The sequence below is a fragment of the Cohnella sp. GCM10012308 genome (genome assembly GCF_042649185.1).
Lineage (GTDB): Bacteria > Bacillota > Bacilli > Paenibacillales > Paenibacillaceae > Cohnella.
Genome location: NZ_JBHRYU010000006.1, coordinates 108,213 through 127,764, shown reverse-complemented (window position 1 = coordinate 127,764; position 19,552 = coordinate 108,213). Strand labels below are relative to the sequence as shown.

The following is a 19,552-nucleotide window of genomic DNA, read 5'->3' as shown; positions in this document are numbered from 1 at the left end:
CCTTTACGGAAGTAATTTGAAGTTCGGCATATAGCCGTGGATCCGGAAAGCTCTGAAGCCTTCGGCGTAGACGAACCCTGCCTGAAGCCCTCTGAATTTGTCGGTGATCTCCAAAATGTCGAGCAAGCCGTGGGTCTGATACACGTCCATCCACGCATATTGGCTCTTGTGCAGGGCCAAGGCTTCCTTTTTCGACTCGAATACGTCGGTAATGTCCACGTACACTTCCGGCTCGAAGCCGATGCCGACCGGCGTGGCATAATAGAAGAGAGAAGGATTTTTGGCGATCGGCGGCTCGTCCGCAGGAATGAGCTTGCCGGGAATCGACAGGATGACTTCGCTCACGATTTTCCCGGTGATGGCATGATCCGTGCTCGGATCTCCCGGATAATTGACCAGGATCACGTCCGGATTCGCCCAGCGGATCGCGTTGATGACGGCGCGCCTCGTCTCGGGCGTGTCCTGCAGTCCCTGGTCGTCGAACCTGAGGAACTTCACTTCCGCTCCGAGGAGCGTGGCCGCCTCCAACTGCTCCTGCTCCCTCGCCTGCGCGATTTCTTCCCGGCTGTCATACTCGTTGGAGCCGATGTTCCCGCTCGTCGTCAGCGCAATAAAAATGTCGTGTCCTTGCTGCTTGTACTTCAGCAGCGTTCCTGCGCAAAACACCTCGATATCGTCCGGATGCGCGCCAATCGCCAAAATGTTCATGCCGAATCCTCTCCTCTTCGCCTTTGGAATGGTCGTTTCTTCTTATCCTTTGACAGCGCCCGCGGTAATGCCGGACACCATGTACTTCTGCGCGAACATGAACAGAATCAAACAAGGAATGATGCCTACCAGAATGTCCGCGAATACCAGGTTCCAGCTCTGGCTGTACTTCCCGAAGAAAGAGTAAATGCTGAGCGGCAGCGGGTATTGCGTCGATTTGGAGAAGTACAGATAATAAGCAACGTTGTTCCAAACGGCGATAAAGACGAATATCGATACCGTAATGGTTACGGGCTTTAACAAAGGAAAAACGATTCGGAAATACAGCTGGTAGGGATTGCTGCCGTCGATAATCGCAGCTTCGTCGATCTCGCGGGGAATCGTCTTGATGAACCCGGTGAACAGGAAAATGCCGAAGGGGATCGTGGCGGTAACGAAGAGCATGACCAAACCAATATATGTGTTGTTCAAGTGAAGAATACGCATTTCCAGGTAGATCGGAATGATCGAACCGGGAACGATCAGGCCGGCGATAAAGTAGTTATAAAAGAAAGTAGAAATCTTCCCTTTGATTCTGGCCAGGTAAAAAGAGCACATCGAAGCGACGACGACATTGGATACGACCGTGATCAGACCCAGCAGCAGGCCGTTATACAAGCCTCTTAAAATGTTGGACTCCCTGAATACGATCGCGTAATTGTCCCACACCGGCTTGGACGGCAGCGACAAGCCCATGAGGCCCGCGCCCGTCGAATCCTTAAGCGAGTTGGAGAACACCATCCAGATCGGGATCAAGTAACAAAGGGCGACGGCGATCATCAATATTTCCAGGATGGCCCGCGTCGGCGTAAGCCTCCATCTCTTAAGCAGCTGCATTAGTATTCGACCTCCATTTTCTTAAACAAGCCAAGAAGCGTAAAGCTGGAGATACTAACTACAACCGTGAAGACGAGGCCTGCCGCCGCAGCGTATCCGTACATGCCCTGCGAGAAGTTGGCGAAAATAAAGGTGCCGAAAACCTCGGTCGCTCCGTTCGGTCCGCCGTTGGTCAGGCCGTATACTTCGCCGAACACGTTCAGGCCGGAAATGAGCACGAGCAAGGTATTGATCGTTAACGCGTGCATGGTGAGGGGCAGCGTGATGTAACGGAACTTTTTGAAGCCGCCGGCGCCGTCGATCGTAGCCGATTCGTAGAAATCCGCAGACACGGATTGCAGGCCCGCGAGGAAGATGACGACCGTCGAGCCCAAGCCGACCCAAATGCCCATGATGATGACGGAGTACAACGCGATTTTCGGTTCCGTCAGCCAATTTTGAGCGAGCGAATCGAGCCCGATCTTACGGAAGAACGTGTTAATGGGGCCGTAGGTTGGATTATAGAGAGCACTGAATACCAGGGAAATGACGAGCGGGTTGATCACGACCGGGGAGAAGATGATGACCCGGTACGCATTTTTGAACTTCACCTGATTATTCAGAATGATGGCAAGGCCATAACCGAGCGCGATGACGAAAACGGTATGCAGCACGGTGTACACCAACGTGTGTCTGATCGCGCCGAGAAACCCGGACGATTCGAACAAATCCTTGAAATTTTGCAGTCCGACGAACGTCGGCTTCAACAGATAAAACGTCGACCAATCCGTAAATGCGGCTGCCAGACCTACAAAACTTGGAACGATCGAAAAGACGGTGTAGAGGATGACTGCGGGGACGATAAAGAGAATCGGGTAATTTTTCAAAATCATTTTGGGAACCATAGCAACCACCTTTCTTAAAAGGGATAATCCCCTGAAAGTCTCATAGGATTATCCCTTTTACGATTAATTAGAAGCCTTCTGTTTTGGCGGCCTTGTTCACCTTGGCGTAATCCTTGTACCAATCGTCAAGCGCTTGCGCAGGCGCCTTGCCCGCCATCATGTCGTTCACGTGCTTGTTGAAGTCGCCCAGCTGGAAGTTGGGATCCAGGTAACCGAGCAGGAACGGAGCGGCAGGAATGTTGTTCGCGGCGATCATGTCAGCCATCGATTGCTGGAAGTGATTCAGGCCGACCGTGAAGTCCGTATACGGCGAGATGCCCGATCCTTGGATGCCGTCTTTGGTGTTCAACAAGATGAAATTGTCCTTCTGCGTCGCGAAGTTGATGAAGTCGTTCGCTTCGGCCTTGTGCTTGGCGTTGACCGGAATCGACATCGCGGCTTCGTCCGTCGGCGGGAACGTAGCGGCGATATAATCGTCGCCGAGCGTAAACGGCATGTAGCCGAGCTTTTCTGCCTTCGCGGCGTCTTCCTTTTCGAAATCGCCGTAGGTGACGTCCGGATAAAATTCCATGGCGATCGTGCCGTCGAGCAGTCCCTTTTGGATGATCGGCTGATCGGAGGACAAGTAATCCTTCGCGATATATTTCTTCAGGCTTACATAACGATTAATCATCTCGAGGTATTCCGGCGAATCGGCCGGCTTGATCTTGTTCGTCGAGATTTGCTTCGCCAGATCCGGGTTTTTCGCGAACACATAGGCGCCGCCGACGAGGTAAGGCTGGTTGGCCGTCCAGGTCGATTTGCCCGCGAGTCCGAGCGGAGTGACGCCCATCGCGAGCAGCTTGTCCGCTGCGGCGATGAACTCTTGGTACGTCTTCAACGGCACCTTGATGCCGGCCTTATCAAAGACTTCCGTGTTGTAAATGACGCCGTAGAAGCTGTGCGGAGCGACCGGCGCTTGATAGAACTTGCCGTCGATCGTCGTGACGGCCGCGACCGTCGGGTCGATGCGATCCAGGATCGGGCCCGTGATCGGCTCCAGGAAGTTGGCAGGAATGTAGTTGAAGCCTTTATTGTGGAACAGCAGGTCCGGCGCGTCGTTCGTAGACATCTTGGTCTTCATGACGTTGAGGTATTGATCGTCCGGCACGACTTCCTGCTTGATCTTGTTGCCGGTAGCGGCTTCATAGGCTTTGAGCATATCTTGAACGCCGGAGCCGGCCATCCAGGAAGTCGGGCCCATGAACGTCAACTCGACGGGATCCTTAGCAGGCGCAGCCGATTCCGATGCCGCAGCAGAGCTTGCCGGCGCCGAGCCGCTCGGAGAAGCGCTCTCTCCGGCCGCGTTATTATTGTTGTTTCCTCCGCATGCCGCCAGAGTGGTGGATAACGCTAGAATGAGACCAAGTGAGACCGATAACTTTCTTTTGTTTGCCATCGTCTGTAACCCCCATTAGTTGAAAATAAACGCGTTCGTATCCTGCCCTTTCAGCTTTCGGCGAATGTTCCAGCAAGGCTCTCCTTCCAGGCCCGGTTGATCCATTGCGCCGACTGCTCCTTTATTTTACTGTGTTAATATTCCCTTGATATATAGAAAAACGTACAGGCTCTTCTTGAATATTGAACGCAAGTATAATCACACGCATGCAAAACGGTATGTGCCCGATCCGACTTCCAGCTTCCAATAGCGCTTGTCCTCGCCGAAGATCCGGACGCCTTCCGCCGACTCCGCGGCGATGCCGCTCTCCGTCAGCTTGCCGCTTCCCGCCTTGGGTACGTACACGAGCGCCTTCGTGTTGACGGGAACGGTCACCTCGTGGACAAGCCCCGCCGCGGTCAATTGCCAAGCCGAACCGATGCGCCCGCGTACCGTCTCGACCGCGCCGCTGGCGGACGTCATATCGCCCAGGACATACGGCTTGATAACGCTTGTCTTATAACCGTCGGACATCGTCTTGATGCCGGCCAGATGCTTGAAGAACCAATCGTCGATCGTGCCGAGGAAATAATGGTCGTAGGACCGCGTCTTCGACTCCCACGCTTCCCAGAACGAGGTCCCGCCTTCCGCCAGGCAGTAGCCCCAGCTCGGGAACGTCTCCTTCGTCGCGAGCGCGTACGCGACTTCGCCCTGTCCGTGCTCGGTCAGCACCGGCGCCAGATACTTCGTGCCGAAGCAACCCGTATCCAGATGTCCGCCCTTGCTCTCCACGATGTCGCGCGCGAGGCGGTCCACCACGCGGCCGATCTCACCCTCCGGCGCGATGCCGAACGCCACCGGAAGCACGTTGGACGTCTGCCGGTAGCCGGCTTCGATCTCCGTGTGGTATTCGGCGCTCTCGCGCGCATAGAACTTCTCGTTCGCCGCATGGGCCAGCCGCTCCTGCGCGTCCGCAAAATAAGCGGCGTCCTCCGCCTTGCCCAGCACGCCGGCGATTTGCGACATCAGGGAGCAGCTGTAGGAGACGTACGCCGTTGCCAGCAGCGTACCGCCTTCCGGCCCGATGAACGGCCCCGGCACGGCCCAATCCGCATAGCTCTCGTCCGAGCTCACGCCGTCCTTCAATCGGGTAAGCTCGTACTGCAGGTAATGCTTCATGCCGTCGTAATGCTTGCGAAGCGTCTCCTTGTCGCCGTAATACTCGTACAACGTCCACGGCACGATGACGAAGGCGCTCATCCAGGCGGGCGTCGGCGTCAGGTACAGGAACGGCCCCGGACAGGTATGCGCCACTTCGCCCGCCGGCTGCTGCGAGTCGGCGATGTCCTGCGTCCACTTGGCAAAAAACGCGGACATGTCGAAGTTCATCGAAGCGCACTCCGCGATCGCTTGGCCGTCGCCCGTCCAGCCTCTTTTCTCGTGGAACGGGGTATCCGTCGGTATGCTGTGGAAATTGTTGAGCATCGTGTTTTTCATCGCCGCATGAATCCGGTTCAACAAATCGTTGGAGCTGTCGAAGGCGCCGATCGTCTCCAGATCGTTATGGAAAACGCGGGCTTCGACGGACGCCGGCTTCACGGCGCTCTCGATCTGGATGTAGCGGAAGCCCTTGTAGCTGAACTTCGGTTCCCAGGTCTCGATGCCGTCGCCGCTGGCGATGTACACGTCCTCCTGCGGATTTTCCCAGAACTGATGATCGTAGCCTTCCTTCCATATATCGAGCGAACCGTCCTCGCGTTGAATCTCTCCGTAGATGAGCTTCACGCTCGTGCCTCTGGGCGCCTGCACCGTCAGCTTGGCCCAGCCTGCCGTGATGAGGCCGGCATCGTAGACGTAGACGTTCGGCGCCGGACTCGACAACTCAGCGCACGGGATCGTCTCTACGATGCGGATCGGAGGGACGAAGGCGGACTCGACGCTGCCGTCGTAAGGCTGCATGGCATTCGCGGATGTCCAGTCTCCGTCCTCGTAGCCCGCTAGCTGCCAGCCGGCGCGTTCCAGCCGCGCATCGTACTTATCGCCGTACCAGATATTGTCGTCGACCGTCGGACCGTCCGCCGTTCGCCATGAGCCGTCGGTGGCGATCGTCTCGCCCGTGCCGTCCGCGTATTCGATCCGCAGCTGCGCCAGCACCTTCGGCTCGATCGTCCCCGTGGCGGGATCGGGACGGCTGAAGTTGTCGCCGATCCAGTCTTTGCCGTAGGCATAGTGGCCGCGCCCGAGCTCGAATCCGATGCAATTCAAGCCTTCTTGAAGCAGCTGCGTGCCGTCGAACGTAATCGCGTACGTCCGCTTGGGAAATTGCGTATAATCCGGCTGCAGCAGCCCGTCTCCGAGACGCTGCCCGTTCAGATGCGCTTCGAAGAAGCCCAGGCAGGCGACATGCAGCCTGGCGGACTTCACCGCCTGCTTCGCCCGGAATTCCTTGCGGATCAACGGAGCGGACCCTCTGCGGCGGATGTCGCCCCATGGCGCGTCGCCGTAAGCCGTGATCGTTCGCGACGGCGCCCAGCCGGCATCGTCGTGATTCGCGAGCTTCCAGGCCGGTCCCGTCACGTCAGTCGCATCCGCCTCGGCCGACACGCGCCACGTCTCGTCCGTCAGGATCGTTTCGACCGAGCCGTCGTCATAGCCGAGTTCGAACTTGCCGATGATCCCCGCCTCGCCGGACTCGGCATGCTCCACGATCCAGGACAAGACATTGTCTCCGTCTCTCAGCTTGGCTGTAAAATCGATATAGACGAACGGGGAGGTCCAATCCTGCTTCCAGCGCGCATTGAGCTTGGCGATCGTGCTCCCGTTCACGAAGACGGTGAACCGCGATCCGCCCGTGCCATGGAACAACGCATAGCGAACCGTCCGGCCCGCCGGCACCCGGAAGGATTTGCGGAAATGGACCGGACTGTCCGCCGACAGGCCGAGGGAATGCCACGCCCACCGTGCCCCCGTCAGCGGATTGCGTCCCGTATCGCCGCCGATCCACTCGGCGACCCACTCTTCAGGCCGGAGCAGTCCCGTCTCGAACCACGCGGGAGCGCTCCACTCGGAAGCTTCGCCGTTTTTGTCCCACGCCATCGCCTTCCAGTAATACCGGCTTCCCGACGCCAGCGCTTCGCCCGCGTAGCGGAGCTGCAGCGTCTCGTCGGATTCGACCTTGCCGCTGTCCCAGCATTCGCCCGCTTCGCGGCCAAGCCGCTCTTCGTCGCGATCGACGACGATCCGGTACGCGGTCTGCCGCTCGGCGCGCCGGTCCGATGCCAGCTTCCAGCTGAACAAGGGCGCCGTGCCGCCGATTCCAAGCGGATTGACGGTATTTTCCGTCTTCAATTCGTAGAGCTTCAGTTGGCCGCTCATTCGGTCCACCTCGCCAGTCCTCTTATTGGGTTATCGGGTATAGAAGATCCGGCTTTGCCAGACGCCGACATTGTCTACGGACAGCGTCGGCAGCTGTCCCTCGCCTGTCGGCGCCGCGCCTTGCTGATGCTTGACGCTTGTGCCGTCGGGCAGCAGCTCATAGATGTCCTTGCCGGCAGCCTGCGGATAACCCAGCTTGACCTCGAACGCCCCGGTTTCGTCGAACGAGGCGTTCAGCAGCAGGATCAGCCAGCCGCTCTCGTCCGCCGCGTATTTGACGAACGGAACGACCCGCAGCGTTTTATCGATGAAGGCCGGAAGCCGGCCGCCGCTCAGCCACTCGCCGATGCGGAGCAGCTGCTTTCGCTTGTAGCCGGAGTGAATCATCTGCCACGGCGCATACCCCTGAACCGCGACCCTGCCGCCCCATTCGTTCTCGTATACCGTCGACACCGGGCCGAGCTCGTCTTTCGTGTAGCTCAAGAGCCTGCTGAGCACCCTCGTCTTGTCGCTTGCCGGCTTCAGCTCGTATGCGACGCCTTTTTTCATCGAAAACCGGACGTCGCGCTGCTCGCCGGCGTCGTCTCCGTTCAGCGGATCGCCCGTCAAAACCTCGGTGACGCCGTTATCGTACGTCCGCACGATCTCTGCGCCGCAGTATTCGCCAAGGCCTCTGGCCGTCAGAATTTCAAGCGATTTGCCGTCCATCAGTACGCCGCCGCGAAGCATCTCCCGCAGTTCCTCGGTCGTATAGCCTTCCGCCGCGTTTTCGCACAGAATCGTGCCGCGGGCCTCCGCCGCGTTCATGGACAACGGGAAGCCGATCTCGCTGAGCGCGTAGAAGTTCAGGCTGTTGTCGACGGACAGGCTGTCGAACCAGTTGCCGTTGTCAACCGTCCTTCTCGCCTCGTGAAGATGGGACAATGCCGGATACATGCCGCCCGTTCCGTATGCGCCGGCGATCCGTTCGATTTCGGCCCAGCGGGGCCGGATCGCCTCGATCGCGTCCATCAGCTCGTGGTATTCTTCCAGCGAGCCCAGCTCGCCCCTCAGCGCGTCGAAGGCGACGCCGTTGCACCCCGATAAGATGGCGGCCGTGCATTCCTCGATCGTGATGCGTACCGACTTGGACAAGCGATGGAACGGGAAATTCTCGAGCTCGTACTGGATGTCATTAACGAATTCCGGATAATGCGCGATCTGCCGGTTGATCTCATGCGCCTTGCGCACGAGTCCGAACGGCTTGGCATCGTCGAAGAAACCGCCGCCGGGCCTCGCTTTGCGCGCCTTCAGCGCCGAGAACCACCCTGGATAGTCCACGCCCGTATAGGTGGAGATGCCGAGACTGACCGTCATGAGGCCGAGCTCGATCTTGCTGTCCACGCGATGCACCGCTTCTTCGATATGCGCGAGTAGCCGTTCGATCGATTCGGCATTTTGCCGCACCCACCTCTCCCGCGTTTCGCCGCCGTCCGGCGCGTTCAATACTTCGACCAATTGCTCGCGCGAGAACGACGTGCCATGCTTCCGGTTATAGATGTCGATACACGTCGGGCAGAAGCAGGCATAATCGCTCGTACCGAGACCGAACATGCGAATGTCGTCGTCGACCCATACGAACGACGGCCCCGCTTCCGCGACGAGCGTATACTTGCGGGCGATATATTCGCGGAACGGTTCCGAATTCGGGCAAAAGGTGCTTTTGGAGGCTAAGCCGTCCCGCCCGACGGTCCCTTGAAACGGGACGGCAGGCAGCCAGTCCCACGCTTCGTCGAAGTGGCCGAGCGTCGCCAGCATGTTGATGCCCACGTTAGCGAAGCCGCTCTCGCGCAGCCGCGTCAGCCGATCCTTCATGATGCGGCACAGCTCGCCGAACCAGTCGAGCGGGTTGTAGCCTTGATGCCAATATTCGGTAAATAACATAATTTCGTCTACGGCATTGCGGTGCTTTTGTAAAAAGTCGAGCAATTCCCTGAATCTTTCCTCCGATTCGTATCGGGGGACGAGAATGCGGAAGCTTAGCTTCATTGGGGATACCGCCTTTTTATAGGTTTTTGGCCGTGCTCTTTTCCGCGCGCATACGTCGCGCGCCCATTCATTGTAGAACCGCTTTCATTTGCGAGGAATAGAAAATCGTCCTGTCGCGTCTTCAAATATGTACGTGTTTGCCGCACGCGAAAACGGCCCCGATCGATAGTAATCGATCATCGGGGCCGTCTTTTTAAGCGACTCGCTTATGCCTCATTTATAGAGCGTGCTGTACACGACCGGGAAGTGCTCGCCCTCCATCAGCTCGCCTTTTTCCACCGTCACGTATGGAAGCATGGGATGCTTGCTGGTCGGCTCGTACCTGGTATGGCCTGGCATGTAATGGACGGCGATCGCGCGCCGCTTCAGCTCCGACTTGTTGTGCGGGCTGCCATGCCAGGTGAGGCTGTGGTGGTAGCCAACTTGTCCTTTCTTGATCTCGAAGGGAACGGCTTCTACGACCGCATCGGCCGGCAGCAGTTCGGGCTGCTTGTGGTAAGGCTTGAAGTCGTCCGTGCTCGCGAGATACTTTTGTTGATCTCCCCATTTATGGCTGCCGGGCACCATCCACATGCAGCCATTCTCGATCACGGCGTCGTCGAGCGCCACCCACGCGCTCACCAGGTCCGCCGGCTGGAGGATCGGCCACAGGGGATGATCCTGATGCCAGGGCGTCGGCCCGCCCGTAATCGGCGGTTTGTACTGGATCTGGTCGTGCCAGACGCGTACGGTGTCCGTCTTGCACAGCTGGGCGATCTCCTCGCAGATGACCGGATGGGCCGCATGCTGCAGGTAGGCGTCGCTGGCCATCCAGATATTGACGATCTGCACGACCTTGTCGCTGACGCTTTTTTTCATTCCTTTATATAAATTGTCGGCTTCCTCTTCGCGCATGTTGTGGTTAAGGACCGGCTTCTTCACCGATTCGCCGGCCATCACGCTGTCCAATTCCTCCCGCAGGCGTTCGACCTCCGCATCGCTTAGCACGACATCTCCCTTTATAAACCCGTTCCTCTCGAATTCCGCCAACCGGCTTGCGCTCAACATAGTCCTTGCACCTCTCCCTGTCCTTCAATATGATGTTGGTGATGGTGATAGCGTTATCTTACCAACCCGGAGAGATTGTGTATTTCCCGAAAACCAACATTCATTTGCGTTTTTTTAATCGATTCGAAGGCGGGAGCCGACCTATGCAGATGCGCGAAGTGCCGCTCGACCGGATGATGCCTGCCGTTAATTTCGCGAACAGAAGCTCGGCCCGCGCCGGCGAGAATTGGGGACACCGGATCATTCCCGACTATCAATTGTTCTACGTCGTATCGGGGCGTGCCGAGTTCAGGGCGGAGGATCGCGTCCATACGATAAGCGAAGGGGAATTCGTCTACTACGGTCCCGGCTGCCCCACCTTTCTGTCGGTGACCGAACCGACGGACTTTTTCAGTCTCCATTTCGATTGGCACCGGGACAGTCCCGACCCCGTTCACCCCGGCCACGCGGTTCGCTTTGTGGAAGCGGGCATGCCTTGCGGAGAAATCGAAGCCCTGACGCTGCGAGGCGGGAATCTAGGCGATGCAGCCATGCCGACCGTAGCCTCCGTATCCGGGCTGGAGCAGATTCTGATGCGGATGGTCCGGGAATATGAGCAAGCGCAAATCGGATACGCGTTCGCGCTTCGCGCGCTGATGATGCAGGCGATCGCGCTCATATTCAGGCACCTGATCGCCGGGAACGGCCGTCGTCCGAAGGACAACCGGATCGAGCTTGCGATCCAAGCCATACAAGGCCAGCCCGGCAACAACTGGTCCGTTGCCGAGCTGGCCGGTCTGTGCGGCTATCATCCGATTCATTTCTCCAAGCTGTTCAAGGAAGAGGTCGGCCTTGCCCCCAAGCATTACATCATCGGCGAGCGGGTCCGTCTCGCCAAGGCGGCGCTGCTGCAGGGCGAGAAGATGAGCTCGATCTCGCTGAGACTGGGCTTTACGAGCGTTCATTACTTCAGTCACCAGTTCAAGCTGATCACCGGGCTGACGCCATCGGAATTCCGGATGAACGGAAGCGCCGGCGAACGATCCTGACGAAGGTTATCCGCGGGGCCGGGTCAAGCTCTCGCGGTAACGGGTCGGACTCATCTCCGTTACCGTCTTAAAGACATGACTGAAGTAGTTCTGATCCGTATAGCCCACGATTTCCGCGATTTCCTTGTTCAGCATTTTCGGATAGTCGCGCATCAGGTCCTGCGCGATCTTCATGCGCAGCGAGGTTAAATATTCGACATAGGATTTATGGCTGTAATCGCGAAAAAGGTTGCAGATGACCGTCCGGGAAACGTGGAAATGGTCGGTGAGCGTCTGCAGCGAGAGCGGTTGACCGATATTGGAGGAGATGTACATCTCGATCTTGTCGAACAACTGCCTGGCGTCTCCGTCGCCCGAGTCCTCTCCCGCGAACTGGAACGCGCTGGCCAGCAGCGTGAAGAACGCTTCCTCCAGCTCCCCGAACGTGCGGCACGTATCGACGAGCTCCTCGATCCGCGTTTCAAGCGTTTTGTATTGCGACACGGACGAGGTGCGGTACTGCTGCTCGAATAAGTGAACGATCCGCTTGAGATCGATCTCGGCGATCATGCTCGTGCAGTCGTTCTGCTCCCAATTTTCGAACAGGCCCGCAATCAGGCGCTTCAAGCCGGGCACGTCCCGTTTTTGCAGCAGCAGCACGAACCGCTTCTCGTCCGTCGCGGAGAACTGCGCGGCCGGCTCCTCAAAATCGTCTTCCAAGGCTACCGTGCGAGGCTTGCCGATGACGATCCGTTCGGACAACGCGACGAAGAGCCGCTTGTGCAAGGAGCGGATCTCTTCGAGCTGTTCGAACGGGGCGCTGTAGACGATCGTAGGGAGGACGCCGTCGCGCGCGCAGCATTGCTGGGTCGCCTCGAGCAGCTGCGGGAACCTGCCCGGGTCCAGATCGAACAAGCCGAAGATAAGCAGGATCGACTTGCGGTCGTCCGAGGGCAGGAACCAGCTCTGCTCCCGCTTCTCCATATGCCCGCCGAGCTCGCGGCGCATCGGCTCGAAGTCAAAATCGCTCTTCGGCATCAACAATCTGACGTCGTACAGCGCTTCGACATTTTGGATGAGCAGCATCCGGTAGCCCGCGAAGGGAAAGATCGCCTGCACGGCGCTGTTTTCGAGCGCCCCTTCCAGGGCTCCGCTCAGAATGCCGTGCAGCACCTCCCTCGACCTGTTATAGCTGTGATTCCGGTTCATATCCAGCAGCTTGAGCAGCACTTCGCGCAGCGCCGTCGTATCGACCGGCTTCAGCAAATATTCCACCACGTTCGCCTTCATCGCTTCACGCGCGTATTCGAACATCGGGTAGGCGCTGATGACGACGACGTGAACGGAAGGCCAGCGAATTTGAATCGCCTTGGCCAGCTCGATGCCGTTAACGGAGGACATCTGGATATCGGTGAATACCGTGTCCGGATTCGTCAGCGGCATTTGCTCCAGCGCGGATAGCCCGCTGTAGCATTCGGAGACGATCTCGAAGACGGTGCCGAGCTGTTCGCTGAGCTGCAGGATGCGCGCTCTGAGCTTTTCAATAGAAAAAGGATCGTCGTCAACCAGCATGATGCGCATGAGCATTTCTCCTTATGCCGGGTCCGAAGCTGCAGCGGGCTTACCGTCTTAGAGGCCCTTGCAAGCGGATGCGGACGCCCGAGACGTCCTCCCGGTTTTCGATCTCGTACATAAAATGATCCTTGAACATGAACTTCAGCCGGCCCATCGAATTGGCGACGCCCATGCCGCCTTGGGACATCCCCTCTCCTTCCGCGCTGGAGAGCATTTGCTTGAGATAATCCTCCACCTTCGCGATGACCGCGGCCAGCCGCTGCTCCGTAATGCCGACGCCGTTGTCCTCGATCTGAATGACCCAGTGGGCGGCTTCGACATAAGCGCTGACGACGACCTCCAGGCTGTTCGTGGATTCATTGAAGCCGTGCTGTATGCTGTTCTCCACGAGCGGCTGCAGGATCAGCTTGGGCACGACGAGATTGGTCAGCATCGCATCCACCTCGATCCTGTACTGGAGTTTATCCACGAAGCGGATTTTCATCAGCTCCAGATACTGAATCGTAAAGGCGATCTCCTTCTCCAGCGTAATGATCGGGGATTGCGTGGAGATCGAGTAGCGGAAAAAGCCGAGCAGATTTTGACTTAGCGCGCTTACCTGGTCCAGATTGCGATCCTCGGCGCTGGACTGGATAAACCCGAGCATGTTGAACAGAAAATGCGGGTTGATCTGCGCCTGCAGCATATCGAAATGCGCTTGCAGCTGCAGCGTACGAAACCGGACGGTATCCTCCAGCGAATTTTTTAACCGCTCGCTCATGTTCCGGAAGGAACGGTTGATCAGGTGAATCTCGTCCATCTCGTATTTATTGTCCATGTTAAGCTGCTCGTCGCTCTCGTCCAGACTGATCCGGTCGATCGATTTTTTTAATTCCTTGAGCGGCCGGGTCAGGATTCTAGACAATATATAGAACAGCGCGACCGAGATCAGAATGAGAAGGAGCATCGCCGCGATCGCGACGTTGCGGAAGTTGACCAGAGATGCGAACACGACCTTCTTGGGAACGGTCAGCATGACGGTAAAATCGGATTGCTCGTTCGATTTATAGAAAACATACTGCTTGTTGCCGAACGACGTCGACATGAACGGATAATTTTCCGACGGGGATTGCTGCTTCAATCGTCCGTATTCCCGCTGCTGCGCCTGCGTAAGTCCGTTTTCGCCGCTGTCGGTCGAATAAATGATCTCGTCTCCGAAAAACAGGTTCAGCTGCGCGCCTTTGATCTGGCTAAGCGTCTCCAGATCCACGAGCGCATCCGCCTTCACCATGACCTCGAGCATGCCCGCCCTCGTCTCCCACGGCAGCAGCATCCGGCTGAAGACGAATACGGGCCATGCGTTCGCCGCATTCCAGGGATCTCGCTGCTCGTAGCTTAGAAGCGTCTCCCCGTTGGTCGCCGCGATCCGCTTCAGCTCTTCGTATTGCTCGTAAGGGCCGACGGAGGTGCGGTCGTCCTCGCTGTCGGATATGAGATCGCCCTCCGTCGTGAATATGCGGATATTGACGGCGTCCGGGTATACCGTCGACAGCATCGTGACGAAGCTCTTGAGCGAGCCCCGCAGCTGGTAGCGCTCGTAGAAGTCCTGAGAGCTCGCGAGCCCGTTCAGGTAGTTGACCGCGGGACTGTCGTTCGTGATCGACGACCAATAGAGGAGCTTGCTCAGGACGTCGAACTGGTTGACGCGCTCGTCCAGCCGATCCTTGATTTTCGAGACCGTCTCGTCGAATCTGGAGATCGTATTTTTCTCGATATTATTTTGCAGGTATACGTACATCGGCGTGCAGACCAGCAGAATGATCGCAACTACAATGAGCGAATACGTCAGGAAAAACTTCGTGTGCAGACTGTTCCAAAACCGCATGCCGCTGCATCTCCCCCCAAGCTCGCTTCACCGTGCGGTTCGTATGGAATTGCGCCCATTCTATCACGCCGATGCCGGGTTGCACCACCTCATCCGTTCGTCAGGTTCATATTCCGGATTTATGCGGTCTCATTTCACTCAAGGCTTCAGAAAGATTTTGGAAAACGGGCTTTTTCCTTCGGCCAGCTCGCGGAATGCGGACGGTCCTTCGTCCAAAGGACGGGTCTGCGTCCAGCCCTCGATGGCTACGTTCCCGCGAATTAAAAGAGCGACGGCCTGCCGGAAATCTTCATGGGAATACGTATACGAGCCGATCAGCGAGATCTCTTGCCTCACCAGATGATTCATCGGCAGCTCCGATTTGCCATGGCCCAGCCCCACCATGATGACCGCGCCGCCCGGATCCACCAGGTTCATCGCTTGCTCTCTTGTCGCCTGCACGCCGACGCAATCGATGATGACCGGCATCCCCTGCGGGAACAGCGCCTCGCGCCGATCCTCGATCTCCCGGGGAGAGAGCCCGATCGCGCCTAACTTCTCGGCATGCGCCAGCCTCGCCGGCTGCAGATCGAGTACGACGATGCTGCCGGCCCCCATCTGCCGGGCGGCCGCCACGCACAGCAGCCCGATCGGTCCCGCTCCGTAAATGAGCAGATCGTCAAGCGGCTTGAACCCGAGCTTGACCGCATGGATCGCGACGGCTAACGGTTCGGCCAGCGAGGCCAGGGAAGCATCCATCTCTTGCGGCACCCGGATCGCGTTTTCAAAAGGCACCGCGACATAATCCGCAAAGGCGCCGGGCCGGTGAATGCCGACGATCTTGCGGTTGCGGCAGATGTTGTATTCTCCCCGCATACAGCTCGGGCAAGCACGGCAAGCGATGAGCGGGTTAACGACGACTTTGTCCTCGAGCGACAGCCCGTTAGCCTGATCGCCCAGCGCGGCGACTCGACCGCAAAACTCGTGCCCCATAACAAGCGGCGGCACGCGAACGCTGCTGTGGCCCAGATAGCCTTCCAATTCGCTGCCGCAGATGCCCACGCTTTCTACTTTGACGAGCACTTCATGCGGTTCAATGCTCGGCACATCGACTTGTTCGATCGCCAGCTTTTCCGGTCCCTGGTAAACTAATGCCTGCATGCTTCACTTCTCCTGTCTGTCTGGGCTATTTAGCCAGATATCCGCCATCGACCATCAAATCCTCGCCGGTCATGAAGGAAGCGTCATCCGATGCGACAAATGCCACGACGCCCGACACCTCTTCCGCCGTTCCTTGCCGGCCCAGAATATGAAGCTGCGAGATGCGCGCGTTCTCCTCTTCCGGGTCGATGCCCAGCTGGACGCAGCTGTTCTCGAATGCCTCGGTCCGGATGTAGCCGGGGCAAACGCTGTTCACGCGAATTTGGAAGGGGCTCAGATCGATCGCCCAGCATTTCGTTAATCCGCGAATCGCGAATTTGGTCGCATTGTACGTGGCAAAGCTGCTCTGCCCGACAAAGCCGCTGACCGAAGACAAATTGACGATGGCGCCCGCGCCCGCCTTCTTCATGAGCGGCAAGCAATGCTGCGTAACGAGCGAAGTCCCGATGACGTTGACGTCCAAAATGGCTTTCCATTCCTGTGCCGTCGCATCGATGCCCTTTAAAATAAAGCGGGCCGCGTTATTGACCAGAATGTCGACCTGATCCGACACTTCCGCCACGCGCCTGAAGGCAGCCTCGATCTGCTGCTCGGAAGCGATATCCGCCTGGACAAAATAAACGGGATTGCCAGTCTCTTGCCCGAGGCCGGCCGCCGTTTCTTCGCCGTCCTGCTTCAGATCGAAAATCCATACCTTGCAGCCTTCCTCGCTCAAGCGCCGGGCGATCGCTTTGCCAAGCCCCTGCGCCCCGCCGGTCACGACGGCCGTCTTCCCTTTTAGTCCCCGCACGCTGCTTCCCCTTTCTCCCGGTTATTATTCCGGCGATACGATCTCAAGCGTTGCCTGACCGGAAAGCCCCGAAGGCAGCGGCGCCTGAACCTGCTGTCTTTCTTTATGGGCGTACAGGCGTCTGTCGCGAATCTGCTTGATCTTTTCCGTAAAGTAAGGCCAGTTTTCGGACAGCGGACTGCTTGGCTTCGGCTCCTGCAGCGCCGGATCGAGCATATGGTTGATCCATACGTTCGTGACCTTGATGCTCAGCTCGTTTTCGCCCTCGGCCAGCCGATCCGTCACGTCCAGCCGCCTTGGCGCTTTCCAGAGCACGCCGGCGCTGCGGCCGTTCACGAACACCTCCGCCACCTCGCGGACGTCCTCCAGCTGCAGCCATACGCGCTGACCGGGCAGAAGTACGGGTATCGTTACCTTTTTCTCATAGAGAGCGCTGCCGCAGTAATATTGCACTTCCGCGAACTGCTCCCAGGTTTGCAGCCGGTCCAACGCTTGCTCGAAGCCTGCTTCGGAAATGCGCAGCGTCCAGCGATCCGAGATGTCCAGCGAGCTGGCAACCTGCCGCGCTTGCGGCAGCTCCCCATTGTCCTGCACGCCGTTTGCTTCCGCTTCCGCTGACGCTTCATCGAATACCACCAGCAAGGACTGGAACGGCTCGAACGCCAGCTCAAGGCTTGCCGTCCCGCTCTCCTGGGAGAGCTGGATGCGGCGAAGCGTGTTGCGCGTCATCGGATCGAGCACCGTCGCGGATCGGCCTCCGAATTTAAAGCGAATGCGCGCCTGCCGTTCTTCTTCGCTCACATTCGCCAAGAAGTAAACATGGCCGTCCTTTTGAACCCGATGCACATAACCGATCGATTGCGCAGCCTGGTTCAGCCCGCTTGCCTCGCCTATGGATTCGATCTCGACGTCGGGAGCTTCGGCTTCGTTAAGCCGTGCCACCAGTTGGTCCTCATGCTCGATGACGATCGTCTTCCCGTTCCCGACCGTCTTCCAGACGCCGTCCTCCCGATCGAACAGATCGTCCAATACTTCGCCGAGACGCCGGTTGTTCGCTTCTCTGTCCTTATAACCGGGCGCCGAGCGGGGACGCTCGTCGACGGCGATCAGCGTGCCGCCTGCGGATACGTATTCGAGCAGCTTGTCTGCCGTATCCAGCGGCAGCCGGGTGACGTAAGGCAGGATCATCACTTTGTAGCGGCTTGCGCCCAGTTCGAGCCCCGAGGCGGTCGCGCGGGACAGCTGCGTAACGGCTTCGTCGTTGAGAAAATCGAAATAATAGCCCGACTTCTGCACGGCATTGACCAGGGGTTTGCCGATATGCTCCTCCAGCTTCATCGCCATATGCAGCTCGGCGAGCGGCATGGCGGACCAAATGTCGGCCTGCGGCAAGTAGATACCGACCTCCGCATAGCTCTCCCCGGCCTGCAGAAACGCGGACACCGTATGAATGTAAGAGGACAAAATCGGATAGTATTCCCACCACGTATTGTTATGCGAAATAAAGGAAGAAGCATAAAAGGCCCAGCCCGGCTTCCCTGCCGATTCCGGCGAGTAGGAATAGCCATGGTTAACGATCTGATTGATGCCGTCGAGGAAAACCGCATCGACCGCCGCTTTCATCATCTCCAGCGTCTCCATGAAACGCGGCGAACGGAGCCAGGTGAACGTTTCGTTCGTGATCACGGATCGACCGTACACGTGACCGGCAGATGAAGCCAGCCTGCGATGCACCGTGTTCACCTCGTACTTGTCGTTCGCGCCGAACGTCTCGCCTTCCGGATAGTCGGCAGCCGCGTAGGCCTGCAAAATATCGCCCCAGGTGCCGTGCGCCTGGATTCTGGTTTTGACGCCCCTGGCATGGCTCCAGTCGGTGAAGTTGCGGAAGAAGTTATCGATCGTAAGCTCCGAAAACGTCTTGTAGTAGTCATAGCGGATATCTGCCGTAATCTCCCCGATATTCCCCCATAGCGCCGGCATAAACGGCGTCAGCTCGTAGCCTCTGCGCGCCGCGAATTCCGCGGGCAATATCGATGTCCAGTTGTTGCCGCCGAGCTCGATCGAGTCGCAGAAGAAAGCGCGGATGCGTCCGTGCCCCAGCCGCTCCAGCAAAGGCTCGCCCAATTGCGCGAAGTAGAAGTCGGATACGTCCTTGCGGCAATGGTCGATCGCGTAGCCTTCCATCCCCGGCGCGGGTATGCCCACCTGCTGTTTGTACATATTCGTAATAAAGACGTAAATCTTCCAATGCCCTTCCGGGATCATCACCTTGTTCATGCAGTGGCCCCACTGCCAGCCGTGCAGCCAGGTCGTGCCCAGATGCTCCGTAATATCCCGCAGCGTGTCCGGGAGCAGCGCGCCGTTCTCGAACTTGCCCATGACCGCCTTGATCGGCTCGCCGGGAAGAATCGTCGTGAAGTCCTGCGCGAATTCGGACGGTCCGATGAGATCGATTTGATACGGAATGAGAATTTCCGGCGCCATATCGAACGGAACGAACGGGCCGCCGAACGGCCAGCCGGAGCATAGCGTGATATCGACGAAAAGTCCGAGTTGCTCGGCAGTCGTAAGCGTATAATCGAGAATGTCCATAAACTCCGGCGAGTAATAAGCGCGGTTTTTGATGCCCTGCGCTTCGGAATCCTCCTGAAGGGGGTAGGTAATCTGGATCTCTACCCCGCCCAGGCCGGCCTCTTGCATAAAAGTAAGCTCGCGGCGAACTTCTTCCTTGGTTACGGCCGCGCCGTACCACCACCAACGCGTGAAGCCCTTCGCTTCCGTCGGGGGATTATGCAGCAACGTGAGGCAATCGTCAATATGTGAGATGATAGGCCACCTGCC

General features: G+C 58.0%; 13 protein-coding genes. 1 reads left to right on the top strand and 12 read right to left on the bottom strand.

Annotation, left to right across the window (positions count from 1 at the left end; genetic code table 11):
* Window positions 1–3: 3 nt before the first annotated feature.
* The 7 genes from ACFOTD_RS09935 to ACFOTD_RS09905 all read right to left on the bottom strand — a co-directional run bounded on the left by ACFOTD_RS09935 (window position 4) and on the right by ACFOTD_RS09905 (window position 10,335).
* Window positions 4–708, bottom strand: coding sequence for a PIG-L deacetylase family protein (locus tag ACFOTD_RS09935; RefSeq protein ID WP_378118172.1), 705 nt, complete (start codon window positions 706–708; stop codon window positions 4–6).
* A gap of 42 nt (window positions 709–750) precedes the next feature.
* Entirely contained in the window at window positions 751–1,584 is an 834-nt protein-coding gene (locus ACFOTD_RS09930) for a carbohydrate ABC transporter permease (RefSeq protein ID WP_378118170.1), read from the bottom strand.
* Window positions 1,584–2,468, bottom strand: coding sequence for a carbohydrate ABC transporter permease (locus ACFOTD_RS09925; protein WP_378118169.1), 885 nt, complete (start codon window positions 2,466–2,468; stop codon window positions 1,584–1,586). Before ACFOTD_RS09925 ends, ACFOTD_RS09930 begins: the two co-directional genes overlap by 1 nt.
* Before the next feature lie 67 nt (window positions 2,469–2,535).
* Window positions 2,536–3,906, bottom strand: a complete 1,371-nt coding sequence (locus tag ACFOTD_RS09920; protein ID WP_378118167.1) for an ABC transporter substrate-binding protein — start codon at window positions 3,904–3,906, stop codon at window positions 2,536–2,538.
* A 198-nt stretch (window positions 3,907–4,104) separates the two neighbouring features.
* A complete protein-coding gene (locus ACFOTD_RS09915) occupies window positions 4,105–7,260 on the bottom strand; it encodes an alpha-L-rhamnosidase (RefSeq protein ID WP_378118165.1) in 3,156 nt (1,051 codons plus the stop codon).
* A gap of 30 nt (window positions 7,261–7,290) precedes the next feature.
* On the bottom strand, window positions 7,291–9,288 hold the full coding sequence (locus ACFOTD_RS09910) for a hypothetical protein (RefSeq protein ID WP_378118163.1): 1,998 nt from the start codon (window positions 9,286–9,288) through the stop codon (window positions 7,291–7,293).
* Window positions 9,289–9,501: 213 nt separating this feature from the next.
* Window positions 9,502–10,335 (bottom strand): phytanoyl-CoA dioxygenase family protein, encoded by an 834-nt coding sequence (locus ACFOTD_RS09905; protein WP_378118161.1) that lies wholly within the window; start codon window positions 10,333–10,335, stop codon window positions 9,502–9,504.
* Window positions 10,336–10,478: 143 nt separating this feature from the next.
* On the opposite strand from ACFOTD_RS09905, the gene ACFOTD_RS09900 reads away from it, so the two are divergent.
* Complete coding sequence (locus ACFOTD_RS09900; RefSeq protein WP_378118159.1) at window positions 10,479–11,363, top strand: helix-turn-helix transcriptional regulator; 885 nt, start codon at window positions 10,479–10,481, stop codon at window positions 11,361–11,363.
* A 6-nt stretch (window positions 11,364–11,369) separates the two neighbouring features.
* Here the strand turns inward: ACFOTD_RS09900 and ACFOTD_RS09895 are convergent, their stop codons facing one another.
* The 5 genes from ACFOTD_RS09895 to ACFOTD_RS09875 all read right to left on the bottom strand — a co-directional run bounded on the left by ACFOTD_RS09895 (window position 11,370) and on the right by ACFOTD_RS09875 (window position 19,510).
* Window positions 11,370–12,923 (bottom strand): response regulator transcription factor, encoded by a 1,554-nt coding sequence (locus ACFOTD_RS09895; protein WP_378118157.1) that lies wholly within the window; start codon window positions 12,921–12,923, stop codon window positions 11,370–11,372.
* Window positions 12,924–12,963: 40 nt separating this feature from the next.
* On the bottom strand, window positions 12,964–14,781 hold the full coding sequence (locus ACFOTD_RS09890; protein ID WP_378118155.1) for a sensor histidine kinase: 1,818 nt from the start codon (window positions 14,779–14,781) through the stop codon (window positions 12,964–12,966).
* A 138-nt stretch (window positions 14,782–14,919) separates the two neighbouring features.
* Window positions 14,920–15,921 (bottom strand): zinc-dependent alcohol dehydrogenase, encoded by a 1,002-nt coding sequence (locus ACFOTD_RS09885; RefSeq protein ID WP_378118153.1) that lies wholly within the window; start codon window positions 15,919–15,921, stop codon window positions 14,920–14,922.
* 25 nt (window positions 15,922–15,946) lie between these two features.
* Complete coding sequence (locus ACFOTD_RS09880) at window positions 15,947–16,711, bottom strand: SDR family NAD(P)-dependent oxidoreductase (protein WP_378118151.1); 765 nt, start codon at window positions 16,709–16,711, stop codon at window positions 15,947–15,949.
* A gap of 24 nt (window positions 16,712–16,735) precedes the next feature.
* On the bottom strand, window positions 16,736–19,510 hold the full coding sequence (locus tag ACFOTD_RS09875; protein WP_378118149.1) for a glycosyl hydrolase: 2,775 nt from the start codon (window positions 19,508–19,510) through the stop codon (window positions 16,736–16,738).
* Window positions 19,511–19,552: the final 42 nt, after the last annotated feature.